This window comes from Cellulomonas telluris (assembly GCF_004886325.1).
Classification (GTDB): Bacteria; Actinomycetota; Actinomycetes; order Actinomycetales; family Cellulomonadaceae; genus Cellulomonas; species Cellulomonas telluris.
Genome location: NZ_QXFN01000002.1, coordinates 473,163 through 499,722 on the forward strand (window position 1 = coordinate 473,163; position 26,560 = coordinate 499,722).

Below are 26,560 nucleotides of genomic sequence, written 5' to 3' on the forward strand. Positions count from 1 at the left end.
CGATCATGGCACTACCACCGCGACGAGCCGCGCGGAGGCCGACGCCTCCGCGATCCGGACGGCCTCGTCCGGCGCCACCGCGACGAGCACCGGGAGGGGGTCCTCCGCGCCGGACCCGCCGAGCAGACCGCCGTCGCGCCCGGCGGGAGCCGGCGCGGGCAGGACGAGCGCGCGCCGGGCCACCGTCTGGCCGGGCCCTCCCTCGGGACGCGCCGCGACGAGGTCGACGTGCGCGCCGGGGGCGAGCAGGGCGGCGACGCCCGGGTCGTCGAGGCGCACCGCGGCCACGACCGTGCCGTCCGGGCCCGTCGGCGTCCCGGTGCCGAGCAGCGACGGCGTCAGCACCTGGCGGGCCGGCAGGTCCACCACCGGTGCGGCCCCGGCGACCTCGTCGGACGCGGTGAGCGCGTCGGCGGGCACGGCGTCGGGGTGCAGGCGCGCGACGACGACGTCGTCGACGGCGAGCGGGGCGCCGGCGGCGGCGTCCGCGGCGAGCACCAGCACGGGCACGGTCGGCGGGGGCGCAGGCCGGAGGGCGTGCACGACGGCGCCCGCCGCGAGCCCGAGGCACGCCGCGGCCAGCGCGAACCGCCACCGCCACAGCGCGCCCCGCAGCCGCAGCGCCGCGGGGGCGCGCACCGGGGTCAGCGGAGCGGGCCGCGGGTCCGTGCCGGGCACGTCGAGGGGGAGCACCCGAGGGACGCTAGGAGTCTTCGTGCCCCCGTCCCCGGCCGGGGGAGGAGACCGTGGACGACCCGGGCGCCTCGCGGCCCTGGGGTCGGCTCGCGGCGGACGAGCCGGGACGTCAGGCGGAGGCGGCCTTCGTCGTGGAGGACGAGCCGCCCGACGCGCTCGAGGACGACGTCGACGACGACGAGGAGCCCGACGACGAGGAGCCCGACGAGGAGGAGCCCGACGAGGACGACGTGGACCCCGACGACTTCGCGCCCGTGGTCGACGACGTCGAGCCGCCGGAGCGCGCGTCGGTCCGGTAGAAGCCGGAGCCCTTGAACACGACCCCGACCGCCGAGAACACCTTGCGCAGGCGGCCCTCGCACTCGGGGCACACGGTCAGGGCGTCGTCGGAGAAGGACTGCTGGACCTCGAAGGCGTGCTCGCAGGCGGTGCACCGGTAGGCGTAGGTGGGCACTGGCCGACTCCCGTGGAACTCGTGCGCCGGGCGTCGCCCGGCGGGTGGCGTGGTGGACCCGGGCGGGCCGCCCGCGTGCCGGCGCGGACGCGGGGGCGACGCGCGGCCCGTGGGCGCCGAGCGTCGCGCGCTGGCACTCTCGGGGTCCGAGTGCCAACTGTACCGCCCGCGTCAAGCGACCGCGGCGTACTACCGTGCGGACCGTGCCCCGCCCCCACCGCCTGCGTACCGCCCTCGTCGTCGTCGCCTCCGTCGTGGTGGTGGCGCTCCTGGCCACGGTGCTCGCGGGCGTCGTCGTCCTGCGCCGTCCGCTGCCGGAGGTGTCGGGGACCCAGACGGTCCCGGGCCTGGCGGACGAGGTGCGCGTCACGCGCGACGCGCGGGGCGTCCCGACGATCGTCGCCGGCACGGCCGCCGACCTGTTCGCCGCCCAGGGGTACGTGTCCGCGCAGGACCGGTTCTTCGAGATGGACTACCGCCGGCACGTCGCGTCGGGCCGGCTGTCCGAGCTCGTCGGCGAGGAGGAGGACGCGCTCGCCGCGGACAAGGTCGTGCGCACCCTCGGCTGGCGCCGCGTCGCGGAGCAGGAGTGGCAGCAGCTGCCGGCGCAGGCGCGCGACTGGCTCGAGGCGTACGCCGGCGGCGTCAACGCGTGGCTAGAGGGACGCGACACCGCGGAGATGGCCATGGAGTACACGGTGCTGGGCCGGCGCGTGCCCGTGGAGCGGCCCGAGCCGTGGGACCCGGTCGACTCGCTCGTCTGGCTGAAGGCCATGGCCTGGGACCTGCGCGCGAACTACGACGCGGAGCTGAACCGCGCGCTCACGTACGCCTCGGTGGGCGACGTGGCGCGCGTCGAGCAGCTCTTCCCGGCCTACCCGCAGGACCGCAACCTGCCGGTCCTCGACGCCGCCGCGGTCGCGCCCCGCGCCGCCGCACCCGTGGCGGCGGACGTGGACCTCACGGCGGTGCTCGCCGAGCCCGACCTCCAGGTGGCCCTCGCCGCGGCCGACCGGGCGCTGGCCGCCGTGCCCCACCTGGTGGGGGAGGGCGACGGCGTGGGCTCCAACTCCTGGGTCGTCTCCGGTCAGCACACCGCCTCCGGCAAGCCGCTGCTCGCGAACGACCCGCACCTCGGCATCTCCGCGCCCGGCATCTGGTCCCAGGTCGGCCTGCGCTGCGCGGACGTCGACGACGACTGCCCCTTCGACGTCACCGGCTTCGCGCTCGCCGGCGTGCCGGGCGTCGTGATCGGCCACAACGACCGCCTCGCGTGGGGCCTGACGAACCTCGGCGCCGACGTCACGGACTTCTTCCTGGAGCGGGTCCAGGGCGACCAGGTGCTCGTCGACGGGGAGCGGGTGCCGCTCGAGGTGCGGACCGAGACGATCGAGGTCGCCGGCGGCGACGACGTCGAGATCGAGGTGCGCACCACGCGGCACGGCCCGATCGTCTCCGACGTCCTCGACGTGGCGGCCGCGTCCCGGACGCCCGTGCCCGAGGGCGCGCCGGGCGTCCGGTTCGAGGTGGCGCTCGCGTGGACCGCGCTGCAGCCCGGCCGCACGGTGGAGGCGATCCTGGCCATGATGACGGCCGAGGACGCGGACGACGTGGCCGGCGCCGCCGCCCTGTTCGACGTGCCGTCGCAGAACATCGTGTTCGCGACCACGGACGGGCACATCGGCTACCAGGCGCCCGGCCGGATCCCCGTGCGCGCGGCGGTGCCCGCCGGGCCGGTGCCCGCCGACGGCACCTGGCCGCGACCGGGCTGGGACTCGCGCTACGACTGGCAGGGCTGGGTCGACCCGGCCCAGATGCCACGCGTCCTCGACCCGGCGGCGGGCTTCGTCGTGGCGGCCAACCAGGCCGTGGCACCGGCGGGCCTGGGGCCGTTCCTCGCGGTGGACACCGACTACGGGTACCGGGCCCAGCGCATCCGCGACCTGCTCGCCGGCGAGATCGAGGCCGGCCGGCCGGTCGACGCGGCCACGACCGCGCGGATGCAGACCGACCAGCGCAACCCCTACGCCGACGTGCTGGTGCCGGCGCTGCTCGAGGTCGACGTCGACGAGCCGTTCGTCGCCGAGGGGCAGGACCTGCTGCGCCGGTGGGACCACGACCAGTCCGCCGACTCGGCGGCCGCCGCCTACCTCGCGGCCGTGTGGTCCGACCTGCTGCGGCTCACGTTCGCCGACGACCTGCCCGAGGGGCACGGGCCGTCGGGCGACTCGCGGTGGCTCGAGGTCGTCCGCACGATCCTGGCCGACCCCACGTCGCCCTGGTGGGACGACCGCTCGACGCCCGGCGTCGTCGAGGGCCGCGACGAGATCCTGTCGCGCGCGCTCAGCGAGGCCCGGTACGGGCTCACCGCCCAGCTCGGCAGCCGCACCGAGGACTGGGCGTGGGGGCGTCTGCACGTCGCCGCACCCCGGCACCCCGTGCTGGGCGGCGAGGGCGTGCCGGCCGTCGTGCGCGGCCTCGTCAACCCGTCCCCGCGGGCCGTGGGCGGCGGGTCCGCGATCGTGGACGCGACGAGCTGGGACGCGTCGTCCGGGTCGTTCGCGGTGCGCAACGCGCCGTCCATGCGCATGGTCGTCGACCTCGGGGACCTGGACTCCTCCACGTGGGTGAACCTCACGGGCACGTCCGGTCACCCGGGCAGCGTCCACTACGACGACCAGCTCGACGCGTGGGCCCGCGGGGACCAGTTCCCGTGGCCGTTCTCGGCGGCCGCGGTCGAGGCCGACGCGGTCGACCGGCTCACGCTGGTCCCCGGCGAGGACTGACGCGGGGGACCGGTCAGCCGGCGTCGGGCTCCACGCGCCACCAGCGCTCGGGCGTGGCGACCGCCGTGACCGGGCGGTCGTGCGGCTCGCGCGGCAGCGGCTCGGTCATCACCTCGTCCGCGTGCACGAGCGCGACGACGGGCACGCCCGGCCGCACGTGCGCGAGCACCCGGTCGTACCAGCCGCCGCCCTGCCCCAGCCGGGTGCCGGTCGCGTCCACCGCGAGCGCGGGCACCAGCACGACGTCCGCCGCGGCGAGCGCGTCGCCGCCGAGACCGGGGCCGCCCGGCTCGGGGGGACGTCCGGGCGCGCGCTCCCGCAGGTCCTCCCGGCCCGCGTACTCCGCCCAGTCCCGCTGCAGGCCGGCGCCGAGCACCGGCAGCAGGAGACGCACCCCGCGCGCCGCGAGGGCCTCGACCACCGGGCCCGTGCCCGGCTCGGTCGGCCGGGACGCGTAGACGCTGACGCAGCGGGCGTCGGCGACCTCGGGGATGGTCAGCACGACCTCCGCGAGACGGGCGGCGGCCTCCTCGCACAGCCGCGGCGAGCGCCGGCCGCGTTGTGCCCTCATCCGGCGCCGCAGCGCGTCCTTGGTCTCGGCCGCCGACGGGCGGCGCACCGCTGGCCGGTCCTCGGCGCGGCGGCCGCTGCCGGCCCTGCCGTCGTGACCCGGGCCCGGTGCAGGGCTGTGCCAGGACGGCTGGGCGACGGCGCTCATGCCCCCAGTGTGGCGCAGCGAGGGCCGTCCGCGCCGCTGCCCGCCGGTGTGGCGTCGCCCCGGTGCCGCGTCGGCGTGCCGGCGACGGGTCCCCGCCGCCGGTCGGCGGACCACCCGCCAGCAGGCAGAATGCCCGCATGAGATCGGTGCAGGACCACCTCGCGGCCGTCCTCGCGGCGGTCGGTCCGGTCGCCCCGCTGGACGTCCTGCTGCACGACGCGACGGGCTGCGTCCTCGCCGCCGACGTCGTGGCGCCCGTGGACGTGCCGGCGGTGCCCGTGGCCGCACGCGACGGGTACGCGGTGGCCGCCCACGACACGCTGGACGGTGCGGGCCACGTGCGCGACCTGCCCGTCGTCGACGACGTGCACGCGGGGTCGCCCGCCGGGCTGCGGCACGTGACCGGGACGGCCGTGCGGGTGGCGTCGGGCGGGCCGCTGCCGATCGGCGCGGACGCGGTCGTGCCGGTCGAGGAGACGGACCGGGGCACCGCGCGCGTCGCGCTGCAGCGCCCGGCCGTCCCCGGTCAGCACCTGCGACCGGCGGGGGCCGACGTCCGGGCCGGCGAGGTCGTCCTCACGGCGGGGACGCGGCTGGGGGCGCGGCAGGTGGCGCTCGCGGCGGCGATGGGCCGGGGGCGCCTGCCCGTGCACCCGACGCCCCGCGTCGTGCTGCTGTCCGTCGGTGACGAGCTGATCGAGCCGACCGCGCAGGCGCGTCCCGGCACCGTGTTCGAGGCCGACGGGCACGCGCTCGAGGCGGCGGTGCGGGACGCGGGCGCGTCGGCGGTGCGCGTCGGCGTGGTGCCGGACGAGCGGGCGGCCCTGCGCGAGGCGCTCGAGGACCAGCTGGTGCGCGCGGACCTGGTGGTGCTGACGGGCGGGCTGTCGGAGCTGGCGCACGACACCGTCAAGGACGTCCTGGCGCCGCTGGGCACGGTCCGCCTCGACCAGGTCGCCATGACCCCCGGCCTGCGGCACGGCTTCGGCACGGTCGGTCGGGGGCTCGGCTCGCACGACGACGAGCGCGGCGTGCCCGTGTTCGCGCTGCAGGGGCACCCGGTCGCGGCGCAGGTGTCGTTCGAGGTGTTCGTCCGCCCGGCGCTGCGCGCGATGGCGGGCCACCCCGAGCTGTTCCGGCCGTCGGTGGCGGCCGCCGCGACGCAGGGCTGGGCGTCCCCGCCCGGCCTGCGGCAGTTCGTGCCGGCGTCGGTGCTCGGGTCCCCCGAGGAGGGCTACCGGGTGACGCCGCTGGGCGACCCGGCGGCGCCGTCCACGACCGCGCTGGCGCAGGCGAACGCGCTGGCCGTGGTGGGGGAGACGGACATGGCCGTGCGGGCCGGGCAGGTCGTCCACTGCCTGGTGCTGGAGGGGTGAGGTGGAGCGCAGCGGACGGTGCGGGACCGCGGAGCGTCGCGTGCCGGGAGCGGAGCGGAACCTCGCCCGGACCGACGGACTGGAGGGGTGATGGCGCTCGGGTGGCCCGTCGAGCTGGTCGACGGTGACGTGCGGCTGCGCCCCTTGCGCCGCCGCGACGCGGACGCGTGGATGGCGCTGCGCGCGGCGAACGCGGGGTGGCTGGAGCCGTGGGACGCCACGAGCCCGGAGCCGGTGCGGGGGCCGCGGCCGACGTTCGGCCAGTTCGTCCGGGCCCTGGCCGCGCAGGCGCGGGACGGGTCGGCGCTGCCGTTCGCGGTCGACCTGGGCGACGAGCTCGTGGGGCAGCTGACGGTGTCGTCGATCCAGTACGGGTCGCTGCGCTCGGCGTCGATCGGGTACTGGGTGTCGCAGCACGTGGCGGGCCGGGGGGTGATCCCGACGGGGGTGGCGCTCGCCACCGACCACTGCTTCGGCGTGCTGGGGCTGCACCGCGTGGAGATCAACATCCGCCCGGAGAACCGTCCGTCCCTGCGGGTCGTGGAGAAGCTCGGCTTCCGGGACGAGGGGGTGCGCGAGCGCTACCTGCACATCCAGGGGAAGTGGTGCGACCACCGCTCGTTCGCGCTGACGGTCGAGGACGTGCCGGAGGGGCTGGTCGCGCGCTGGCACGCGCGTCGGGGGCGCGTCTGACCGGGTCCCGGGACGTGAGGGCGGGCGACCGGCACGGCCTACCACGCCCGTGACCACCGGTTCGGGCGTGTCGTCGCGCGACACGCCGCTCCCCTCCGGCGGTGAGGGGGGCTGCGCCCCTACCGTCGATCCGTGAACGGACTCGCAGGCCTCGTGGCGCTCGCGCTCGTCGGCCTGTGGGTGGCGTATCTGGTGCCGCACCACCTGCGGCACCGTCAGCGGTTGCTGGAGGCGCGTGCGGACGACCGGTTCTCGGCCGGGCTGCGCGTGGTCGCGGTGGCGCGGGGTGCGGGCCGGACGGTGCGTCCGGCGGCTCCCGCGGCGTCGGGGCCGAGCACGACGGCGCTGCTGACGCCGGGGACGGGTGTGCCGGCGGTCGGCGCCGGCACGGCGACAGGAGGCACGACCGTGGACCGACCGCACGCCACACCCGAGCGCATCTCGGCCGAGGCGGCGCGCCGCCTCGCGCAGGCCCGTGCCGCGCGCGCCGCGGCGACGGCTCGCCGTGGTGCCGCCGCGCGCCGCCGTGGTGTGCTGGCGGCGGTGCTGCTGGTCGCGTCGGTCGTGGGCTGGGGCCTCGCCGCCGCGGCCCCGGCCGTGACCTGGGTCGCCGGAGCGGTCCCGACGGCGCTGCTCGTCACGGTGACGGTGCTGGGGCGTCGCGCCGTGGTCGCGGGCCACCGCGCGGACGAGGACTGGGCGGCGACCATCGAGCGGGAGGAGCGGCTGGCGGCGCGTCCGCGGACCGGTGCCACCCACGTGGTCCGTCCGTCGTCCGCCCCCGTGCCGGTGGTGCGCCCCGCCGCGGCTCCTGCGGACGTCCCGGTGCCGCTGGTGACGGGGCACGCCGTGCGCCCGTCGGACGCGCACACGGAGGTCTTCGAGCGCATCGTCGCGGACGCGGGCGAGACGGCGGGCCCGGCCCGGCACGCCACGGGGGCGACCCCTGTGGTGCGGCGGTCGGCCCTGACCGCACCGACGGCGGCGGTGCCCGACGCCGTGGGCACCACCCCGGCGGACGAGGACGGCGAGGCGTGGTCGCCGGTGCCGGTGCCCCGCCCGACCTACACGATGAAGGCCCCGGCGCCGCGTCGCAGCCCGGCTCCGCTGTCCCAGGAGGACGTCGAGGCGTCGACGGCCCGCCGCCCCGCGGACCGTCCCGCGGAGGAGGCGCCCGACGCCGCGGAGGACGCCCCTGCCGTGCAGGAGCCTGCGGCGACGCTCGAGCCGGCGCCGGAGACGACGGGCAGCATCGACCTCAACGCGGTCCTGGCCCGCCGGCGCGCAGCCGGGCAGTGACCGTCGCGCCCGGGGCGTCCCGGGCGCTCGTGGCGGCATCAGCGCCGGTCAGCGCGTCGCGAGGGTCGTGAGCGCCGCCACACGAGGCCGGTTTCCACGTGGGGCCGCAGGGGTGCTAACGTGTTCCTCGCTCGCGGGGCTGTGGCGCAGTTGGTAGCGCGTCTCGTTCGCAATGAGAAGGTCAGGGGTTCGAATCCCCTCAGCTCCACCGCACGACGAAGGGCCCCTCCGACGGAGGGGCCCTTCGTCGTTCCCGGCCGTCGTCCTCGCCCGGCCGTCGTCCTCGCCCGGCCGCCGTCTCGCCCTGGCGCCGTCCTCGCCCTGGCCGCCGTCGTCCCTGCCCTCGTGTCGTCGCCCCGCCCGGGTGGCCCGGTGCACGGACGACGACGGGCCCCTCCCGCAGGAGGGGCCCGTCGTACGGCGCGGCCGGCAGGTGCCGGCGCAGCGGGTCAGCGGCGGTTCTTGCCGGCCCAGCCCGCGTACAGGCTCACGAAGATGGCGGCGAGGCCGATCTGGAACACGAGCTCGATCCAGTCGATGCCGTCCGTCGTCTCGACACCGACCATCTGCGCGATCCACGTGCCGAGGAGCGCGGCGATGATGCCGATGACGATCGTGGCGAGGATCGAGATGCGCTGCTTGCCCCGGACGACGAGGCGACCGAGCGCCCCGATGATCGCGCCGATGACGATCGCGGTGATGATGCCGCTGATACCCATGCACACTCCTCGGGTTGAGTCAAGGGTCTGTTTCCGTGACGTGAGAAAACTAGGGCAGTTCTCGCCGCGGCGCGCGTCGAGCGATCCGGGGCCCGTGCCGGGCCGGTCCTCGGGACCCGTTCCCGGCGCCGCCGGCACCGGTTCCCGCCGGGCGGGAGCGGTCGGGCGGTAGGTTGCCCGTGCCGTGACCGAACCCGCGAAGGAGCGCCCCGTGTCCGACGTCATCGCCGTGGTGCCGCAGCCCCTCGTGGTCGAGCCGGCCGACCTCGCCCCGTACGTGGTCGGCCCCGCCACCGTGGTGGTCGTGCCCGGCGCCGACGCCGACGACCCGGCGCTGCCGGCCGCCGTGCTCGTCGCCGACCTCCTGGGGCGTGCGGCGGGGCACGCGGTGCAGGTGCGGTTCGAGGACCCGGGCGTGCCCGGGGCCGTGCGCGTGCGGCTGGCCGACGGCGAGCAGGCGGGACTGCCCGCGGGGGACGAGGCCTACCGCGTGCTCGTCGGCCCCGACGAGGTCCTCCTCGAGGCGCGCTGCGCCGAGGGGCTCGTCCACGCGGTCGTCACGCTGCGCCAGCTGCTGCGCGAGCTCCCCGACGGGCGCTTCGAGGTCCCCGCCGTGCGGATCGAGGACGCCCCCCGCTACGCCTGGCGCGGCCTGACCCTGGACGTGGCGCGGCACTTCGTGTCCGTGCCCGACCTCAAGGTCGTGATCGGGCTGCTCGCGCACTACAAGCTCAACGTGCTGCACCTGCACCTCACGGACGACCAGGCGTGGCGCCTGGACGTGCCCTCCCGGCCGGAGCTCGTGCGCCGGTCGAGCGCCCGGTCCGTCGACGGCGACCCGGGCGGGCACTACTCGGCGGCGGACTGGGAGGACCTGCTGGCGTTCGCGCACGCGCGGGGCATCCGGGTCGTGCCGGAGATCGACGTGCCGGGCCACGTGAACGCCGCGCAGCACGCCTACGGGGAGCTCACGCCCACCGGGGAGCCCGCCGAGGAGTACCTGGGCATCGGCGTGGGGTTCTCCCGGCTGCACGCCGACCTGCCGGCCACGCGTCCCTTCCTCGAGGACGTGTTCGCCGACGTGGCGCGGATGACGCCGGGCGAGCACGTGCACGTCGGCGGGGACGAGGTCCTCACGATGGAGCCGGAGGAGTACGCACGCCTCGTCCGCACGGCCCTGGAGGCCGTCACGGCCCACGGCAAGACCCCCGTGGGGTGGCAGGAGCTGGCGCACGTGCCGGACCTGCCCCCGGGCACCGTCGTGCAGTTCTGGGACGACCGGGTGGAGCCGGAGCCGTTCGTCGCCGCCGCGCGGGCCGGCGCCCGGTTCGTGCTGTCGCCGGCGTCGCGCGTGTACCTCGACATGAAGTACGACGCGGACTCGCCGCTCGGGCTCGAGTGGGCGGGGCACGTCGACCTCGCGGACGCGTACTGCTGGGAGCCGGAGGACGTGCTGCCCGGCCTGCCGCCCGGTGCGGTCCTCGGCGTCGAGGCGGCGCTGTGGACGGAGACGCTGCGCACGCTGGACGACCTGACGACGATGCTGCTGCCGCGTCTGGCCGCCGTCGCGGAGGTCGCGTGGAGCGCACCCGGGCCCCGGGACCTGGACGACCTGACGCGCCGCCTGACCGCGCACGGAGACTTCTGGGACCGCCTCGGGCTGGCCTGGTACCGCTCGCCGCAGGGACGCTGGGGCGAGCGGGTCGGCTGACCCCGGGCGGACCCGCTCAGATCCAGGTGGGCAGCCACATCCTGATGTGCCACTGCTGCCAGGGGACCACCCAGCCGGCCCACACCGGGTAGAAGAACACCCCGGCCGCCACGACGAGCCCGACGAACACGCCGACCCCGACGATCGTGCGGCGGCGGCCCCGGCGGTCGCGCTCGGTGTCGTCGGGGCTCACGGGCCCCACGAGCAGCCCCAGGACGTACACGAGCGTGAGCACGACCCACGGCACGAACGCGACGGAGTAGAACGCGAAGATCGTGCGGTGCGCGTACGCGAACCACGGCACCCAGCCGGCGACGATGCCGGACAGGACGGCGCCGGCGCGCCAGTCGCGGTAGCGCACGAGCCAGAACAGCGCGACGAGGACCGCGGCCGCGCCGGCCCACCAGATGATCGGGTTGCCGACCGCGAGGATGGCCTGCGAGCACGAGTCGGCCCCGCACGCCGCCTGCGCCTGCTCGCCCGTGAGCCCCGAGATCTCCGTCGGGTAGTAGTACGACGTGGGCCGCCACTGCACGATCCAGCCGATGGGGTGCGCGGCGTACGAGTGCGGCGTCTCCAGGCCGTTGTGGAACCGCCACATGTCCTCGTGGTACTGCCACCAGGACCGCAGCGCCGGCGGCAGCCACGCGACGCCCTGGCCGGGGTTCTGCTCGGCCCAGTGCCGGTTCCAGGCGCTGTCGGAGGCGAACCACGACGCCCACGACGCGACGTAGGTGAGCGCGGCCGAGCCGACGAGCACGACGAACGCGAGCAGGCCGTCCTTCACCGCGCCGGCGAGGTGCCACGCGCGCACGCCGACGCCGCGGCGCGCGGCCATGTCCCACAGGACGGTCATCACGCCGAACACGGCGAGGAAGTACATGCCCGACCACTTGGTGCCGATCGCCAGGCCGAGCAGCACGCCCGCGGCCAGCCGCCACCAGCGGAAGCCCAGCCCGGGGCCCCAGCGCAGCGTACCGCCGGCGTCCAGCACGGCGGCGGCGCGGTCGGCGAGGCGGCGGCGCGCCTGCTCGCGGTCCAGCACGAGCGCGCCGAACGCCGCGAGCGCGAAGAACATGAGGAACGGGTCGAGCAGGCTGATCCGCGAGTGCACGATCGCCTGCCCGTCGAAGGCCAGGAACAGGCCCGCGACCGTGCCGAGCGCCGTGGACGCGAAGATCCGCCGGCCGATGCGCGCGACCATGAGCACGGCGAGCGTGCCGACGACCGCCGCGGCCAGCCGCCACGCGAACGAGCTCTCGACCCCGCCGCCCAGCTGCATGCCGAGCGCGATCATCCACTTGCCGACGAGCGGGTGGACGACGTACTCCGGGTCGGTGCCGAGCAGGCTCGTGTCCCCGGCCTCGAACGCCGGGTTCGCGTTCTCGCCCCACGCGGCCTCGTAGCCGCGGGCGAGCAGCGAGTACCCCTGCTTGACGTAGTAGGTCTCGTCGAAGACGAGCGCGTGCGGGCGCGCCAGGTCCCAGAACCGCAGGAAGCCGGCGAGGACGGTGACGGCGAGCGCCCACAGCCACCCGTGCAGCCGGGCGCGCGGGGTCGCGTCGAGCGCGAGCGCCTCGTCGCCCAGCAGGCGCCGCAGGAGCACCGTGCGGCGCGGCTCGGCCGGCTCGTCGTCGGGGCCCGCCTCGTCGTCGGGGCCGTACGGGGAGCGCCCGTCGCCGGGGTCCTCGCCCGCGTCGTCGTCCGGGTAGCGCGGACCCGGCTCGTCGTCGACGACCGTCGCCGCGCGCGGGGCGGTCTCGTCCGGGGGGAGCGGTCCCGCGCCGCCGGGCACGGGCGTGCCCGGCGCGTCGTCGCGCTCGGCGTCGTCTCCGGTGGGCGGCACGCGGTCATCGTAGAGGTCTGCCGCCGATCGTGTGACGCCCGTCACCGGCACGTGGTCACGCGGCCCGGGTGCGAGGCTGGGGCCGTGAGCACCGACCACACCACGGGCCTGCTGGTCCTCGCCGCGACCCCCATCGGCGACGCGGAGGACGCGTCCGCGCGGCTGCGGCGCCTGCTGGCGGAGGCCGACGTCGTGGCGGCCGAGGACACCCGCCGCACGCGCGCGCTGGCCGCCCGGCTCGACGTGACGATCGGCGGCCGGCTCGTCAGCCACCACGAGCACAACGAGGGCGAGCGCGTCGCCGAGCTGCTCGACGTCGTCGCGGGCGGGGGCACCGTGCTCGTCGTCAGCGACGCCGGGATGCCCGCGGTGTCCGACCCCGGGTTCCGCGCGGTGCAGGCCGCCGTCGCGGCCGGCCTGCCCGTGACGGTCGCGCCGGGGCCGAGCGCGGTGCTCACGGCGCTCGCGCTGTCGGGGCTGCCGACCGACCGGTTCTGCTTCGAGGGCTTCCTGCCGCGGCGACCGGGGGAGCGCGCCCGGGCCCTGGCCGCGCTCGCGGCCGAGCGGCGCACCCTCGTGCTGTTCGAGGCGCCGCACCGGGTGCCCGAGACGCTCGACGCGATGGTCGAGGCGTTCGGCGCCGACCGCCCCGGCGCCGTCTGCCGGGAGCTCACGAAGACGTACGAGGAGGTGCGCCGAGGGCCGCTCGCCGACCTCGCGGCGTGGGCGCACGCGGGCGACGTGCGCGGCGAGGTCGTCCTCGTGGTCGGCGGTGCACCCGCGACCGGGCCGGCCGACGTCGCGGACCTCGTGCCCGAGGTGCTCGCACGCGTCGACTCCGGCGAGCGGCTCAAGCAGGCCGTCGCCGAGGTGGCGGAGGCGACCGGCGTGGTGAAGCGCGACCTCTACGCGGCGGCGCTGGCGGCGCGCACGCGCTGACCCCGGGCGCGCACGCGCTGACCCCGAGCGCGCACGCGCCCGCGGCTCAGAGCGCGGAGGACGCCACCAGCTCCGCGCCCGCCTCGCGCATCGCGGCACGTGCGGCCTCGCCCTGCTCGGGCGTCACCGGCACCGTGAGGTCCGTCAGCACGCGCGCCCCGAGCCCGAACCCGAGGGCGTCGAGGGTCGTGGCGCACACGCAGTGCGACTCGGCGATGCCGACGACGTCGACGTCCGTGACGCCGGCGTCCCGCAGGATCGCGCCGAGCGCGCGGCCGTCGTGGTCGTGACCCTCGAAGCCGGAGTACGCGGCGGCGTACTCGCCCTTCTTGACGCTGACGTCCGGGCGCAGGTCGGCCAGCGCGGGGTGCAGCTCGGCCTCGGGCGTGCCCACCACGGCGTGCGGGGGCCACGTGTCGACGTAGTCCGGGGTGGCGGAGAAGTGCTCGCCCGGGTCGACGTGCCAGTCCTGCGTGGTGACGACGAGGTCGTACCGGTCGCGGTGCGCGGCCGCGTACGCGGCGATCCGCTCGGCCACGGCGTCGCCGCCCTCGACGGCGAGCGCGCCGCCCTCGCAGAAGGTCGGCTGCACGTCCACCACCAGCAGGGCGCGCCGGCCCTGCGTCCGCTGCTCGGTCATGCGTCCATTCTCGGCACCCGGGGCCGCCGCGTCCCGCGCTCACCGCGTGTGCCCGGACACACCGGCGTTGCGCGGGCGTCGCGGTGCGCGGACGCTGGGACGGGCCGCGGCGGCACGGGACGAGGAGGTCGCGATGAGCGCAGGGACGGCAGGGACGCGGCCGGGGGGCGGCCGCGCGCGGGCCACGGGCGTGCTGGTGGCGGCCGCGGTCCTGCTCGCCGGCTGCACCCCCGACGACGCGGCGCCGACCGCCGCGGCGACGTCCACCACCGCCCCGAGCCCGTCGGCCACGGCGTCGGCGAGCCCGGGACCGACCGCGGCGCCGACCCCGACCTCGCCCGTGCGGGACGTCCCGAGCGTCGCCGTGACCTCGGTCGAGGAGGTGGCGACGGGGCTCGACGCGCCCTGGGGGCTGGCGTTCCTGCCGGACGCGCGCGCGGTCGTGACGCTGCGCGACCGCGCCCGCCTCGTGGTGCTCGGCACGGACGGCACGGCCACCGAGGTCACGGGCCCCGGGGCGGACGAGGTCGCCGCGACGACCGTGCCGCGCGGCGAGGGCGGCCTGCTCGGGGTGGCCGTCGTGCCCGGTGCCGTGCCCGGCGGCCCGGCCGACCTCGTCCTGTACCTCACCGCGGCGCGGGACAACCGCGTGCTGCGCGCGACGCTCGACGGCACGACGCTCGGGCCCACGCGGGTGGTCCTCGAGGGCATCCCCAAGGGGAGCAACCACAACGGCGGCCGTCTCGCCTTCGGCCCGGACGGCGCGCTGTACGTCACCACCGGCGACACGTACGAGACCGGCCTCGCGCCCGACCCCGCGAGCCTCGGCGGCAAGGTCCTGCGCGTCACCGCCGACGGGGCGCCGGCGCCGGGGAACCCCGACCCCTCCTCGCCCGTGTGGACGCGGGGGCACCGCAACGTGCAGGGCGTCGGCTGGGCCCCGGACGGGCGGGCGTTCGCCGCCGAGTTCGGGCAGGACACGTGGGACGAGCTGAACGTCCTGCACGCCGGTGCGGACTACGGGTGGCCCGCCGTCGAGGGCACCGGCGGCGCCCGGTCCGGGTTCGTGGACCCCGTCGCGCAGTGGTCGACCGACGAGGCGTCGCCCAGCGGGCTGGCCGTCACCGACGAGGGCGTGTACCTCGCCGGCCTGCGCGGGCGGACGCTGTGGCGAGTCCCGCTGCGGCCGGTCCCGCCCGGGGCGATGGACGACCCGGCGCAGGACGCGGCGGGCGTCGGCACCCCGCAGCCGCTGCTCGCAGGCGAGCACGGACGCCTGCGGGCGGTCGAGGTCGCCCCCGACGGCTCCCTCTGGGTCGTCACGAACAACACCGACGGGCGCGGGGACCCGCGTCCCGGCGACGACCGGGTGCTGCGCGTGCGGGTCCGCTGACCGGCGTGCCGGCGGTGCGCCGACCACGCCCCGCGTGTCCGTGGCGTCCGGTTCGCCCCGTATCGGTACTGTGTGCGCCGATCACGCGGACGTCAGAGGGAGCGGTCATGCCGGCGAGGGCCAAGAGCATCCTCATGTGGGTCGTCGTCATCTTCCTCGTGTACGCGGTGGTGACGAACCCGGACCGGGCGGCGGACGTCGTCCGGTCGGTCTGGGACTTCCTCTGGGGCGCGGTCCAGGGCTTCGGGGAGTTCTTCAGCAACCTCGCGGAGTAGCGACGCGTGACGGCACGGCTGCGGGGGAGGTGACGGCGTGGGTGCGGACCGCGCGACGCGGATCGTCCTGTCGCACCGGCTGCTGCGCCGGTACGTCCTGCCCGGCGAGCGGGTGGTGCTCGCGACGCGCCGGCACTGGGCGAAGCTCCTCGAGCCGGCCCTCACCGCGCTCGCGGTCCTCGTGGCCGTCGCCTGGCTGACGGCACGGCTGGAGCCGGCGCTGGGCGAGGCCGCGCTGTGGCTGTGGTGGCTGTGGCTCGCGGCGCTCGCGCGGCTGGGCTGGCTCGTGCTGGTGTGGCGGGTCGAGTGGTTCGTCGCCACGGACAAGCGGATGCTCCTGCTCACCGGCCTGGTGACGCACCAGATCGGGATGATGCCGCTGATGAAGGTCACGGACATGCGCTACTCGCGGTCCGTGCTGGGGCAGCTGCTCGGCTACGGGCAGTTCCTGCTCGAGTCGGCGGGGCAGGACCAGGCCCTGCGCAGCATCGACTGGGTCGCGCGTCCCGACGCGACGTACCGCGACCTGTGCGCGCTCATCTTCACGCCGGTCGACGGGTCCGGGGACGTCGACGACGCGCCCGCCCGCGGGCTGCCCCGGCCGCGCCCGCCCGCCGTCCCGCCGTCCCGGTGGCCGGCGCGCACCCCGGCGGGCGGCACCCGCGCGGGGGAGGTGGACACGCAGCCGATCGGCCTGACGGCGCCGCCGTCGCCGGTGGTGCACGCGCCCGCACCCGACCCCCGCCCGGGCGCGGCCGTCCTGCCGCCCACGCTCGCCGAGGCGGCCGCGTCGCCGCTCGCGGTCGAGGCGGAGGCGATCGCCGGCGAGGACGCGCTCCGGCGCGCGGAGGAGGACGCGCAGGACCGCTCGTGGGACGTCTCCGAGCCGACCGCGACGTTCGTGCGGCTCGAGCCGGGAACCCGGACGGCGCCGTCCCCGCCCGCCCGGCCGGCACGTCCGGCCGCCGGAAAGGGCGCGGGGGAGGACGACGGCCCCGCCTAGGATCGGCGCATGTCCCGCATCCTGTCGGCCGTCGCGTGGCCCTACGCCAACGGCCCCCGTCACATCGGTCATGTCGCCGGGTTCGGCGTCCCCTCGGACGTGTTCAGCCGGTACATGCGCATGGCGGGGCACGACGTGCTCATGGTGTCGGGCACGGACGAGCACGGGACGCCGATCCTCGTGCAGGCCGACAAGGAGGGCGTGAGCGCGCAGGAGCTCGCCGACCGCTACAACCGCGTCATCGTCGAGGACCTCACGCAGCTCGGCCTGTCGTACGACCTGTTCACGCGCACCACGACGCGCAACCACTACGCCGTCGTGCAGGAGATGTTCCGCACGGTCCACAAGAACGGCTACATGGTCGAGCAGCGGACGATGGGCGCGGTCAGCCCGTCGACGGGCCGCACCCTGCCCGACCGGTACATCGAGGGCACGTGCCCGATCTGCGGGTACGACGGCGCGCGCGGCGACCAGTGCGACAACTGCGGCAACCAGCTCGACGCGATCGAGCTGAAGAACCCGCGCAGCCGCATCAACGGCGAGACGCCGAAGTTCGTCGAGTCGGAGCACTTCTTCCTCGACCTGCCGGCGTTCGTCGACGCGCTCGGCGACTGGCTGCGCACGCGCACCAACTGGCGGCCGAACGTCCTGAAGTTCTCGCTCAACCTGCTCGACGACGTGCGTCCGCGCGCCATGACGCGCGACATCGACTGGGGCATCCCGGTGCCGCTGCCGGGCTGGGAGGAGAACAACGCCAAGCGCCTGTACGTGTGGTTCGACGCGGTCATCGGCTACCTGTCGGCGTCGATCGAGTGGGCCCGCCGCAGCGGGGACCCGGACGCGTGGCGGCAGTGGTGGAACGACCCGTCGGCCCTGTCGTACTACTTCATGGGCAAGGACAACATCACGTTCCACAGCCAGATCTGGCCGGCGGAGCTGCTCGGCTACGACGGCAAGGGCGCGCGCGGCGGCGAGCCGGGCGCGTACGGCTCGCTCAACCTGCCCACCGAGGTGGTCTCGAGCGAGTTCCTCAACGTCGAGGGCAAGCAGTTCTCGTCGTCGCGCGGCGTCGTCATCTACGTGCGCGACATGCTCGCCCGCTACCAGCCGGACGCGCTGCGCTACTACATCTCCGTCGCCGGCCCGGAGACCCAGGACGTCGACTTCACGTGGCAGGAGTTCAAGCGCCGCACGAACGACGAGCTCGTCGCGGGCTGGGGCAACCTGGTCAACCGCACGGCGAGCATGGTGCACAAGAACTTCGGCGCGATCCCGACGCCCGGCCCGCGGCAGCCGGTCGACGAGGCGCTGCTCGCCGAGGTCACGACCGCGTTCGGCCGCGTGGGCGAGCTCGTCGGGACGCACCGCCAGCGGGCGGCGCTCGGCGAGGCGATGCGCGTCGTCGGCGAGGCCAACCGGTACGTCTCCGAGACCGAGCCGTGGAAGCTCAAGGAGGACCCGGAGCGTCTCGCGACCGTGCTGCACACGACGACGCAGGCCGTGAGCGACCTCAACACGCTGCTCGCGCCGTTCCTGCCGTTCGCCGCGCAGCAGGTGCACGAGACGCTCGGCGGCACGGGCACGTTCTCGCCGTCGCCGCGCATCGACGAGGTCACGGACCTGGACGACGAGTCCCGGCACTACCCGGTCATCACGGGCGACTACCGCCTGGGCGAGACCGTCGCCGCCTGGGAGCCGCGCGCGGTCGTGCCCGGCACGCCGATCGGGAAGCCGACGCCGGTGTTCACCAAGCTCGACGACGCGATCGTCGAGGAGGAGCTCGACCGCCTGCGCCAGGGCTGATGGGCCGCAAGCAGCGGGAGCGCGGCTGGCCGCCCGTTCCCGAGGCCCTGCCGCTGCCGGTCGTCGACGACCACACCCACCTGGAGTCCGTCGTCGACTGGCGGGCCGACGGCTGGGACCCCGCGGACCCCGACGTGCACCCCGACCTGGCCGCGCACCTGCAGCGCGCGGCGCAGGTCGGGGTGACGCGGATGGTGCAGGTCGGCTGCGACCTGGACGCGCTCGCCTGGACGGACGCGGTGGTGCGCGCGCACGGCGCCCTGCTCGGCGCCGTCGCGATCCACCCCAACGAGGCCGTCCTGCACGCGGGCGTCCGCGAGGTGGCGCCCGACGGGCTCGACCCGGACCCGCAGCCGCGCCACGACGTCCCGCTGGACGACGCGCTCGCCCGGGTGGCGGAGGTGGCCCGGGGCAACCCGCGCGTGCGGGCGGTCGGCGAGACGGGTCTCGACTTCTTCCGGGCCGGGGACGCCGGGCGCGCGGTGCAGCGGGAGGCGTTCCGCGCGCACGTGGCCCTCGCCAAGGAGCTCGGCCTCGCGCTGCAGATCCACGACCGCGACGCGCACGAGGACGTCGTCGACGTGCTGCTGCGCGACGGCGCACCGGAGCGCACCGTCTTCCACTGCTTCTCCGGCGACGCCGCCCTGGCGGAGCTCGCCGCACGGCACGGCTGGTTCTGCTCGTTCGCCGGCCCCGTCTCCTTCCCTGCCAACGAGGACCTGCGCGCCGCGCTGCGCGTGCTGCCGCCGGGTCTCGTGCTCGTCGAGACGGACGCGCCGTACCTCACCGTCCACCCGTACCGGGGCCGCCCGAACGCCCCGTACCTGCTGCCCGGCACGGTCCGGACGGTGGCCGAGGTGACCGGGCGGACGCTCGCGGACGTGTGCGCGCAGGTGTCGGCGACGGCGGAGCAGGTGTACGGGACCTGGTGACGCCCGGCCCCGCCCGCGCCCGTGCGCGAGCGGTGCCACCCGTCCGGCGGGGGACCGGCCGGTGGTCCTCGGGTCACGGATCGGTTACGGTCGTGCGCGGCGTCGTGACGGACGGCCGTCAAGGTGCCCGGCGGTGCTGTCGATGACACGGCACCACCGACCGCGCAGGACCCGCACCTCGCACCGCCCGACGAGCACGACCCGACCACGCACGACCCAGGGCACGCGACCCTCCCGCCGACCCCGAAGGACACCGTGACCGGTCCCGACCGCTCCCGCCGCCGCGGCACGACGTCGCGCCGGCTGCCGCGCCTCGCCGCGCAGGCGGGCGTGCTCGCGCTCGTCGTCGGCGGGACGACGGCGTTCGCCGCGCTGCACAAGGACGTGACGGTCGACGTCGACGGGCAGGAGGTCTCCGTCCAGGCGTTCGGCCGGACGGTCGGCGACGTGCTCGCCGCCGCGGAGATCGAGGTGGGCGACGGCGACCTCGTCGCGCCCTCGCTGGACGCCCCGGTCGGGCGCAGCGGGCAGGTCGTGGTGCGGCACGGGCGTGAGATCGACGTCGAGGTCGACGGCGAGCAGCGCAGCGTGTGGACGACCGCGCTGACGGTCGGCGAGGCCGTGGACAACCTCGGGCTGCGCGACGGCGTGCGGCTGTCCGCGTCCCGGTCCGCGGAGGTGGGCCGCGACGTGCTGCGCGTGTCGACCCAGAAGACCGTCCACCTCGTGGTCGACGGCCAGGTCATCGACGGTGTGAGCAGCGGCGCCACCGTGCGCGACGCGCTGCGCGACATCGGGCTGGTCCTCGAGGAGGGCGACCACGTCTCGGTGCCGCTCGACGCCGCCGCCGTCGACGGTCTCGTCGTCCTCGTGACGCGTGCGGCGAGCTCGGACGAGACCGTGACCGAGACGGTGCCGTTCGCCGTGCGGGAGGTCGAGGACCCGTCGCTCGTCACGGGGACGCGGAAGGTCGAGACCGCCGGCCGCGCGGGCCAGCGCGTGACCACGTACGCGCTGGACGTGGTGGGCGGGGCCGTGGTCGGCCGGACGCCGGTCGCGTCCGTCGTGACGGTGCCGCCCGTCGACCAGGTGATCCGCATCGGCACGGCGCCGCTCCCCGACCCCTCCGAGGTCGCGGTCGAGCCCGGCACCGCGCAGGCGATCGCGAAGGAGATGGTCGCGCAGCGCGGCTGGGGCGACGACCAGTTCGCGTGCCTGCTCAAGCTGTGGCAGAAGGAGAGCGGTTGGCGCGTGGACGCGGACAACCCGACGTCGAGCGCGTACGGCATCCCGCAGGCGCTGCCCGGCTCCAAGATGGCCAGCGCGGGTGCCGACTGGCGCACCAACCCGGCCACGCAGATCACCTGGGGCCTGGGCTACATCGCCGGCCGCTACGGGACCCCGTGCTCGGCGTGGGCGCACTCGCAGGCGAAGAACTGGTACTGAGCCTTTGCGTCACGCGAGCGTGACGTCCGCCTCAGAGGGTTGGCACCGGGGTCACGATTCCGTTACGGTCGCGTGTCGCGTTTGACCGGCGGGGCCCTCGCGGGCCGGGCCGCCGGCGCGACGAGCGGCCGCACCTGCGGTCGCTGACGGCCGGATCGGGGATCCGGGCCGGTGGGGCCGTGGCCCGCCCGTGCAGCACGAGACGCACGGGCGCGCGCGCCCACCGGGCGCCGAGGCGCACCGCTCCCCGTGCCCGGGCACCACGACGGCTGGAGCACCGTGCAGTTCTCGACCCGCTTCCTCGGTCCGAACCCCCGTACCGCGGGCGACCCCGCAGCCCCCGCGGACGCCCCCACCACCGACCCCGGACCGGAGCAGGGTCCGACGGCACGCGCCGCGGCGACCGCGCCGACGCCCGCCGTCACCGACGGGCCGGAGCCCGTCCTGCCCGACGCCGCGGCACCGGCCCCGCGCCGCCGCCGCTGGCTCGCCGTCACGGGCGCCGCCGCCGCGCTGGTCCTCGGCGCCGGCACCGCCGGCTACGCCCACGCGCACAAGAGCGTCGTGCTCGACGTCGACGGCGAGACCCGCGAGGTCTCCACGTTCGCCGGCTCGGTCGAGGGCCTGCTCGAGGACGAGGGCGTCGCCGTCGGCACGCGCGACACCGTCTCCGCCTCGGGCGCGCTGACCGACGGCCTCGAGGTCGTCGTGCGGCACGCGACCGCCGTCACCGTCACGCTCGACGGCGAGCAGCAGGTCGTGTGGACGACCGCGCTCTCGGCCGAGGAGGCGCTCGAGACCCTCGCCACCCGCGCCGGCACGGTCGCGCTCGTCGCGTCCCGCTCGTCGGCGGCCGGCCGTCCCGAGCTGCCGCTCGACCTCGCCCTGCGCGGCCCGGCCGAGGTGCACGTCGACGGCACCGTGCTCACCGTGCCGGACGCCGACGCCTCCGTCGCCGACGTGCTCGGCGAGCTCGGGGTGACGCTCCAGCCGCTCGACCGCGTGCAGGTGGTGCGCGGCCAGGACGGCCGCGTGGACGTGCTCGTCCAGCGCGTCGTCGTGCAGGACGTCGCCACGACGCACGAGGTGCCCTTCACCTCCCGCACGCAGGAGGACGCGTCGCTCTACACCGGCGAGCGCACCGTCGCCCAGGCCGGTGCGCCGGGCGTGCGCACGGTCGTCGACCGGGTCACCACGGTGGACGGCGTCGAGGAGACCCGCGTCCCCGTCTCCGACGAGGTCACGCAGGCCCCGGTCGAGGAGGTCGTCTCCGTCGGGACGAAGGCGCGCCCCGCGCCCAAGCCCGCCGCGCGCCCCGCGTCCCCCGCCGCCCCGGCGGCCGGCGGCACGCCCGGGCCGATCGCGGCCGGCGGCAGCGCGGACTCGCTGAACTGGGCCGCGCTGGCCCGCTGCGAGTCGGGCGGCCGTGTCGACGCCGTGTCGTCGACGGGCAAGTACCACGGCCTGTACCAGTTCTCGGTCGCCACCTGGCAGTCCGTGGGCGGCGCCGGTCTGCCCTCGCAGGCCTCGGCGGACGAGCAGACCGCGCGCGCCAAGATGCTCTACAACCGCTCGGGTGCCGGGCAGTGGCCGCACTGCGGCAAGAACCTGTTCAGCTGACCCCGCAGCGCCTCACGGCCCCGTCCCCTTCCCGGGGGGCGGGGCCGTGGTGCGTCCGACCGGGCCCGCCGTGGCGGCTCCGCGCCGCCGCCGCGGACGGCGGCGCCCACCGCGGTCGTTAGGCTCGGTCCCGTGCCAGCCGACGTCGCGCTCCTCGGGCCCGCCGAGATCCGGGCCCTCGCCGAGCGCGCCGGCGTGCGCCCGACGAAGACCCTCGGGCAGAACTTCGTGCTCGACGCCGGCACGGTGCGCAAGATCGTGCGGCAGGCCGACGTGCGCCCGGGGGAGCGGGTCGTCGAGGTCGGGCCCGGGCTCGGCTCGCTGACGCTGGGGCTGCTCGAGGCGGGCGCGGACGTCGTCGCGGTCGAGATCGACCCCGTGCTGGCGGCCCTGCTGCCGTCCACCGTCGCGGCCCACGTGCCGGGGCTGACGGTCGGGCCCGTGCGCGACGACGGCACGGTCCGGGAGGTCCGGCTGACCGACGCCGACGGCCGGGACCGGCTCACCGTGCTCACGGCGGACGCCCTGGACGTCACGTCCCTGCCGGCCCCCGCGCCGACGGCGCTGGTCGCGAACCTGCCCTACAACGTCTCGGTCCCGGTGCTGCTCACGTTCCTCGAGCGGTTCGACGCCCTCGAGCGCGGCCTCGTGATGGTCCAGGCCGAGGTCGCGGACCGGCTGGCGGCACCGCCCGGCAGCCGCACCTACGGCGTGCCGTCGGTCAAGGCGGCCTGGTACGCGGCGGCGCGACGCACGGCGACGGTGGGCCGTGCGGTGTTCTGGCCCGTGCCCAACGTCGACTCGGCGCTCGTCCGCCTCGACCGGCGCGAGCCGCCGACGACGACGGTCGAGCGCGCCGAGGTCTTCGCCGTCGTCGACGCCGCCTTCGCCCAGCGGCGCAAGATGCTGCGTTCCGCGCTGGCCGGGATCGCGGGGTCCTCCGCGGCCGCCGAGCAGGTGCTGCGCGCCGCCGGCGTGGACCCCCAGGCGCGCGGCGAGCAGCTGGACGTCGCGGCGTTCGCCCGGGTGGCCGAGGCCCTGTCCGCCGAGCGGCCGGTCGCGGGGCGACCTGGCACAGTGGGACCGTGACGGTGAGCGGCGTGGACGACCTGCCCGAGCGTGCCGTGCGGGTCCGCGCGCCCGGGAAGGTGAACCTCTCGCTGCGCGTCGGACCCGTCGGCCCCGACGGCTACCACCCCGTCTCGACGGTGTTCCAGGCGGTGTCCCTGTACGAGGAGGTCGTCGCCCGGCCCGCCGAGGAGTTCCGCGTGAGCGCGGAGGGGGCGCAGGCGGGTGCCGTCCCGACGGACGAGTCGAACCTCGCCCTGCGGGCGGCGCGGGCCGTGGCCGCGCACGCGGGCGTCGAGGACGCGGCGCACCTGCACCTCGTCAAGGGCGTCCCCGTCGCGGGGGGCATGGCCGGCGGCTCCGCGGACGCCGCCGCCGCGCTGCTCGCGTGCGACCAGCTCTGGGGCACGGGCCTGTCCCGGGACGAGCTCGTCGCGATCGCGGCGGAGCTCGGCTCCGACGTGCCGTTCGCGCTGGTGGGGCACACCGCCGTCGGCACGGGGCGCGGGCACCTGCTCACGCCGGCGCTGAGCCGCGGCGAGTTCCACTGGGCCTTCGCGGTGCAGGACCGCGGGCTGCCGACCGCCCAGGTGTACCGGGAGTTCGACGAGCTGCGGGGGCCGGACGTCGCGCCGCTGACCGACGCGGAGGACGTGCCGCTCATGCAGGCGCTGCTCGCGGGCGACGCGGTCGCTCTGGGCGCCGCGCTGCACAACGACCTCGAGCCGGCCGCCCTGGAGATCGACCCGGGCCTCGCGGAGCCGCTGGCCGTGGCGACGGACGCCGGCGCGCTCGGTGTCGTCGTCTCCGGCTCCGGCCCGACCGTGGCGGCGCTGGCCCGCAGCCGCCAGCACGCACTGGCGATCGCCGCGGCGCTCACCGCGTCGGGTGTCGCGGACCGCGTGCTCACGGCGTCCGGCCCGGTGCCGGGCGCGCGCGTCGTCGGGGCGGGTGACTGACGGGTGGCCCTGGTCCCCTCCGGCGCGCGGGTGCCGGGCACGCCGACGCACGCCGTCGCGACCGCCCAGGACCCGGACGCCCCCGGCTGGCACCGCCGCCCGCCGACGGACGACGAGCTGCGCTGGGACGTCCTGCTGGGCGTGGCGCTGTTCGTCGGCGCCATCCTCAGCTCGGTCATGTGGCGCGTCACGGGTCTCGTGCCCGACCCCGCCGCCGGCTGGCTGTCGGTGCTGCTGCTCGCGCTGCAGACGCTGCCCCTGACGGTCCGCCGCCGCTGGCCCAGCGCGGTCGCGGTCGCGGTGGGCGCGGCGTTCATCGTCGGGCAGTACCTCCTGGTCCCGGAGCAGCTGTTCAGCAACATCGCCCTGTTCATGGCGCTGTACACGGTCGGGGCCTGGGAGGCGTCGCGCGCGCGGGCCTTCTGGGTGCGTGCGGTCGTGGTGGTCGCGATGTTCACGTGGCTGCTCGTGTCGATCTTCCTGGCCGCGACGGACCCCGAGGAGGACCTGGGGCTCGACCGGGCCGGCGCCTTCTCCCCGTTCGTCGCGTACATGCTCATCCAGCTGCTGACGAACGTCCTGTACTTCGCCGGGTCGTGGTGGTTCGGCGAGCACGCCTGGGTCTCGGCGCGGGAGCGTGAGCGCACCGCGTGGCGCACGCGGCTGCTGCAGGCCGAGCGGGTGCGTGCGGAGGCCCAGGCGGTCGCCCTGGAGCGGCTGCGCATCGCGCGGGAGCTGCACGACGCCGTCGCCCACCACGTGTCCCTCATGGGCGTGCAGGCCGCGGCGGCCCGCACGGTGCTCGGCACGGACCCGGCGCGCGCGGCCGCGGCCCTCGGGCACGTCGAGGAGTCCGCGCGCGAGGCCGTCGTCGAGCTGCAGGGCCTGCTCGGCACCCTCCGCGAGGGGGCGGCGGCGGCGCCGGGCTCCCTGCCCGCCGGCGAGCGCGAGGAGGCGCTCGCGTCCCTCGACGTCGCGCGCCTGCCGCAGCTCGTCGAGGCGGCCCGGCAGGGCGGTCTCGACGTGGGGTACCAGGAGGTCGGCGAGCCGGCGCGGCTGGCGCCGCTGACGTCGCTGAACCTCTACCGGATCGCGCAGGAGGCGCTGACGAACGCGCGCAAGCACGCGGGGCCCGGGGCGCGCGTCGACGTGCGGCTGCGCTGGCTGCCGGGCGAGGTCGAGCTCGAGGTGTCCGACGACGGCGGCGCGGGCCGGCGCGCGGGCGTGGTGCCCTCGACCGGCATGGGCCTGGTGGGCATGCGCGAGCGGGTCGCGTCGGACGGCGGGACGTTCGAGGCCGGGCGTCTGCGCCGCGGCGGGTTCCTCGTGCGGGCGCGCGTGCCGGTGCCGGCGGGCCGCACGGGCGGCCCCGAGGACGGCGGCGCCGCGCGGGCCGTGACCGGGGCGAGCGAGGGCACGACGACCGGCACGACGACCGGCACGACGACCGGCACGACGACCGGCACGACGACCGGCACGAGGACCGGCACGACGACGACGGGAGCGGTGACGGCGGATGGGTGAGCGGGTGCGGGTCGTGCTCGTGGACGACCAGGCGCTGCTGCGCGCGGGCATCGGGACGATCCTGTCGGCGCACCCCGACCTCGAGGTGGTCGGCGAGGCCAGCACCGGCACCGAGGCGCTGGAGGTGGTGCGCGCGACCCGTCCGGACGTCGTCTGCATGGACGTGCAGATGCCGGACATGGACGGGCTCGAGGCGACGCGGCGGATCGTCGCCGACCCGGACGTGCACGCGGCCGTCGTGGTCCTCACGACGTTCAACCGCGAGGACTACCTGCTCGAGGCGCTGCAGGCCGGGGCCGTGGGCTACCTGCTGAAGACGTCCCGGCCCGAGCAGCTGCACGAGGCCGTGCTCAGCGCGGCCGCGGGGGAGGGGCTGCTCGCGCCGGAGGTCACCCGCGCCGTCATCGCCCGCGCGGTCGAGACGCGCCGCGCCGCGCCCGCCGCCACGTCCGCCCCGCGCGTGCCGCTCACGGAGCGCGAGGCGGAGGTGCTCGTCCTCGTCGCGCGCGGCCTGAACAACGACGAGATCGCCGCCGAGCTCGTGGTCAGCCGCGCGACGGTGAAGACCCACGTGTCCAACGTGCTCGCCAAGCTGGGCCTGCGCGACCGCGTGCAGGCGGTCGTGTACGCGCACGAGCACGGCCTCATGGGCTGACGCGG

At 76.6% G+C, this 26,560-nt stretch carries 23 protein-coding genes, 1 tRNA gene and 1 pseudogene; 19 read left to right on the top strand and 6 right to left on the bottom strand.

Annotated elements, in window-relative coordinates:
• Positions 1-3: 3 nt before the first annotated feature.
• The gene (locus FB586_RS07430; protein ID WP_136518673.1) at positions 4-693 is read right to left on the bottom strand and encodes a CpaB family protein; all 690 of its coding nucleotides are present in this window, start codon (positions 691-693) and stop codon (positions 4-6) included.
• A gap of 53 nt (positions 694-746) precedes the next feature.
• Here FB586_RS07430 and FB586_RS20250 point away from each other — a divergent pair, with 53 nt between their 5' ends.
• On the top strand, positions 747-995 hold the full coding sequence (locus tag FB586_RS20250; RefSeq protein ID WP_306419157.1) for a hypothetical protein: 249 nt from the start codon (positions 747-749) through the stop codon (positions 993-995).
• 14 nt (positions 996-1,009) lie between these two features.
• On the opposite strand, the pseudogene FB586_RS20255 reads toward FB586_RS20250, so the two are convergent.
• Positions 1,010-1,150 (bottom strand): annotated as a pseudogene (locus FB586_RS20255) (FmdB family zinc ribbon protein); the annotation flags it as partial.
• Positions 1,151-1,353: 203 nt separating this feature from the next.
• Here FB586_RS20255 and FB586_RS07440 point away from each other — a divergent pair.
• On the top strand, positions 1,354-3,936 hold the full coding sequence (locus FB586_RS07440) for a penicillin acylase family protein (protein WP_136518675.1): 2,583 nt from the start codon (positions 1,354-1,356) through the stop codon (positions 3,934-3,936).
• Between the two features lie 13 nt (positions 3,937-3,949).
• Here the strand turns inward: FB586_RS07440 and FB586_RS07445 are convergent, their stop codons facing one another.
• On the bottom strand, positions 3,950-4,654 hold the full coding sequence (locus FB586_RS07445) for a 5-formyltetrahydrofolate cyclo-ligase (protein WP_136518676.1): 705 nt from the start codon (positions 4,652-4,654) through the stop codon (positions 3,950-3,952).
• 137 nt (positions 4,655-4,791) lie between these two features.
• Here FB586_RS07445 and FB586_RS07450 point away from each other — a divergent pair, with 137 nt between their 5' ends.
• From FB586_RS07450 to FB586_RS07465, 4 genes are all read left to right on the top strand, one after another.
• The gene (locus tag FB586_RS07450) at positions 4,792-6,030 is read left to right on the top strand and encodes a molybdopterin molybdotransferase MoeA (protein WP_136518677.1); all 1,239 of its coding nucleotides are present in this window, start codon (positions 4,792-4,794) and stop codon (positions 6,028-6,030) included.
• Positions 6,031-6,120: 90 nt separating this feature from the next.
• Positions 6,121-6,723 carry a GNAT family N-acetyltransferase gene (locus FB586_RS07455; RefSeq protein ID WP_136518678.1) on the top strand — a complete coding sequence of 201 codons (603 nt, stop codon included), beginning with the start codon at positions 6,121-6,123 and terminating at the stop codon, positions 6,721-6,723.
• A 132-nt stretch (positions 6,724-6,855) separates the two neighbouring features.
• Complete coding sequence (locus tag FB586_RS07460) at positions 6,856-8,022, top strand: SepX/GlpR family protein (RefSeq protein WP_136518679.1); 1,167 nt, start codon at positions 6,856-6,858, stop codon at positions 8,020-8,022.
• Positions 8,023-8,157: 135 nt separating this feature from the next.
• Positions 8,158-8,230 (top strand) — tRNA-Ala (locus FB586_RS07465).
• A gap of 241 nt (positions 8,231-8,471) precedes the next feature.
• On the opposite strand, the gene FB586_RS07470 is transcribed toward FB586_RS07465, so the two are convergent.
• The gene (locus FB586_RS07470) at positions 8,472-8,741 is read right to left on the bottom strand and encodes a GlsB/YeaQ/YmgE family stress response membrane protein (protein WP_136518680.1); all 270 of its coding nucleotides are present in this window, start codon (positions 8,739-8,741) and stop codon (positions 8,472-8,474) included.
• 211 nt (positions 8,742-8,952) lie between these two features.
• On the opposite strand from FB586_RS07470, the gene FB586_RS07475 reads away from it, so the two are divergent.
• The gene (locus FB586_RS07475) at positions 8,953-10,452 is read left to right on the top strand and encodes a beta-N-acetylhexosaminidase (RefSeq protein ID WP_136518681.1); all 1,500 of its coding nucleotides are present in this window, start codon (positions 8,953-8,955) and stop codon (positions 10,450-10,452) included.
• Positions 10,453-10,468: 16 nt separating this feature from the next.
• Here the strand turns inward: FB586_RS07475 and FB586_RS07480 are convergent, their stop codons facing one another.
• Entirely contained in the window at positions 10,469-12,298 is a 1,830-nt protein-coding gene (locus FB586_RS07480; RefSeq protein WP_246036621.1) for a dolichyl-phosphate-mannose--protein mannosyltransferase, read from the bottom strand.
• 84 nt (positions 12,299-12,382) lie between these two features.
• On the opposite strand from FB586_RS07480, the gene rsmI reads away from it, so the two are divergent.
• Positions 12,383-13,237, top strand: a complete 855-nt coding sequence (gene rsmI, locus FB586_RS07485; protein ID WP_246036622.1) for a 16S rRNA (cytidine(1402)-2'-O)-methyltransferase — start codon at positions 12,383-12,385, stop codon at positions 13,235-13,237.
• Between the two features lie 46 nt (positions 13,238-13,283).
• Here the strand turns inward: rsmI and FB586_RS07490 are convergent, their stop codons facing one another.
• Positions 13,284-13,877, bottom strand: a complete 594-nt coding sequence (locus FB586_RS07490) for an isochorismatase family protein (protein ID WP_136518683.1) — start codon at positions 13,875-13,877, stop codon at positions 13,284-13,286.
• A 133-nt stretch (positions 13,878-14,010) separates the two neighbouring features.
• Between FB586_RS07490 and FB586_RS07495 the strand changes: the two genes are divergently transcribed.
• The 11 genes from FB586_RS07495 to FB586_RS07540 all read left to right on the top strand — a co-directional run bounded on the left by FB586_RS07495 (position 14,011) and on the right by FB586_RS07540 (position 26,555).
• Positions 14,011-15,270: a PQQ-dependent sugar dehydrogenase gene (locus tag FB586_RS07495; RefSeq protein WP_168800491.1), complete on the top strand. Its 1,260-nt coding sequence runs from the start codon at positions 14,011-14,013 to the stop codon at positions 15,268-15,270.
• A gap of 107 nt (positions 15,271-15,377) precedes the next feature.
• Positions 15,378-15,545 (top strand): hypothetical protein, encoded by a 168-nt coding sequence (locus FB586_RS19380; RefSeq protein WP_168800492.1) that lies wholly within the window; start codon positions 15,378-15,380, stop codon positions 15,543-15,545.
• Between the two features lie 37 nt (positions 15,546-15,582).
• Complete coding sequence (locus FB586_RS19795) at positions 15,583-16,548, top strand: PH domain-containing protein (protein WP_222928314.1); 966 nt, start codon at positions 15,583-15,585, stop codon at positions 16,546-16,548.
• A 9-nt stretch (positions 16,549-16,557) separates the two neighbouring features.
• Entirely contained in the window at positions 16,558-18,351 is a 1,794-nt protein-coding gene (gene metG / locus FB586_RS07505; protein ID WP_136518684.1) for a methionine--tRNA ligase, read from the top strand.
• A complete protein-coding gene (locus FB586_RS07510; RefSeq protein ID WP_136518685.1) occupies positions 18,351-19,283 on the top strand; it encodes a TatD family hydrolase in 933 nt (310 codons plus the stop codon). The genes metG and FB586_RS07510 overlap by 1 nt, the downstream gene beginning before the upstream one ends.
• Before the next feature lie 255 nt (positions 19,284-19,538).
• Positions 19,539-20,729: a resuscitation-promoting factor gene (locus FB586_RS07515; protein WP_136518686.1), complete on the top strand. Its 1,191-nt coding sequence runs from the start codon at positions 19,539-19,541 to the stop codon at positions 20,727-20,729.
• Between the two features lie 249 nt (positions 20,730-20,978).
• Positions 20,979-22,349, top strand: coding sequence for a resuscitation-promoting factor (locus FB586_RS07520; RefSeq protein WP_246036623.1), 1,371 nt, complete (start codon positions 20,979-20,981; stop codon positions 22,347-22,349).
• Positions 22,350-22,481: 132 nt separating this feature from the next.
• Positions 22,482-23,438 (top strand): 16S rRNA (adenine(1518)-N(6)/adenine(1519)-N(6))-dimethyltransferase RsmA, encoded by a 957-nt coding sequence (rsmA, locus tag FB586_RS07525; RefSeq protein WP_136518688.1) that lies wholly within the window; start codon positions 22,482-22,484, stop codon positions 23,436-23,438.
• On the top strand, positions 23,435-24,376 hold the full coding sequence (locus tag FB586_RS07530) for a 4-(cytidine 5'-diphospho)-2-C-methyl-D-erythritol kinase (RefSeq protein WP_136518689.1): 942 nt from the start codon (positions 23,435-23,437) through the stop codon (positions 24,374-24,376). The genes rsmA and FB586_RS07530 overlap by 4 nt, the downstream gene beginning before the upstream one ends.
• A gap of 3 nt (positions 24,377-24,379) precedes the next feature.
• Positions 24,380-25,900, top strand: coding sequence for a sensor histidine kinase (locus tag FB586_RS07535; RefSeq protein ID WP_136518690.1), 1,521 nt, complete (start codon positions 24,380-24,382; stop codon positions 25,898-25,900).
• On the top strand, positions 25,893-26,555 hold the full coding sequence (locus tag FB586_RS07540) for a response regulator (RefSeq protein ID WP_136518691.1): 663 nt from the start codon (positions 25,893-25,895) through the stop codon (positions 26,553-26,555). The genes FB586_RS07535 and FB586_RS07540 overlap by 8 nt, the downstream gene beginning before the upstream one ends.
• Positions 26,556-26,560 lie beyond the last annotated feature (5 nt).

Bases quoted from the DNA above. Each gene is read 5' to 3' on its own strand.
- FB586_RS07540 (WP_136518691.1), top strand. From the start codon at position 25,893: ATGGGTGAGCGGGTGCGGGTCGTGCTCGTGGACGACCAGGCGCTGCTG.
- FB586_RS19380 (WP_168800492.1), top strand. From the start codon at position 15,378: ATGCCGGCGAGGGCCAAGAGCATCCTCATGTGGGTCGTCGTCATCTTC.
- FB586_RS07510 (WP_136518685.1), top strand. From the start codon at position 18,351: ATGGGCCGCAAGCAGCGGGAGCGCGGCTGGCCGCCCGTTCCCGAGGCC.
- FB586_RS07490 (WP_136518683.1), bottom strand. From the start codon at position 13,877: ATGACCGAGCAGCGGACGCAGGGCCGGCGCGCCCTGCTGGTGGTGGAC.
- FB586_RS07455 (WP_136518678.1), top strand. From the start codon at position 6,121: ATGGCGCTCGGGTGGCCCGTCGAGCTGGTCGACGGTGACGTGCGGCTG.
- metG (WP_136518684.1), top strand. From the start codon at position 16,558: ATGTCCCGCATCCTGTCGGCCGTCGCGTGGCCCTACGCCAACGGCCCC.
- FB586_RS07445 (WP_136518676.1), bottom strand. From the start codon at position 4,654: ATGAGCGCCGTCGCCCAGCCGTCCTGGCACAGCCCTGCACCGGGCCCG.
- FB586_RS07470 (WP_136518680.1), bottom strand. From the start codon at position 8,741: ATGGGTATCAGCGGCATCATCACCGCGATCGTCATCGGCGCGATCATC.
- FB586_RS07495 (WP_168800491.1), top strand. From the start codon at position 14,011: ATGAGCGCAGGGACGGCAGGGACGCGGCCGGGGGGCGGCCGCGCGCGG.
- FB586_RS07450 (WP_136518677.1), top strand. From the start codon at position 4,792: ATGAGATCGGTGCAGGACCACCTCGCGGCCGTCCTCGCGGCGGTCGGT.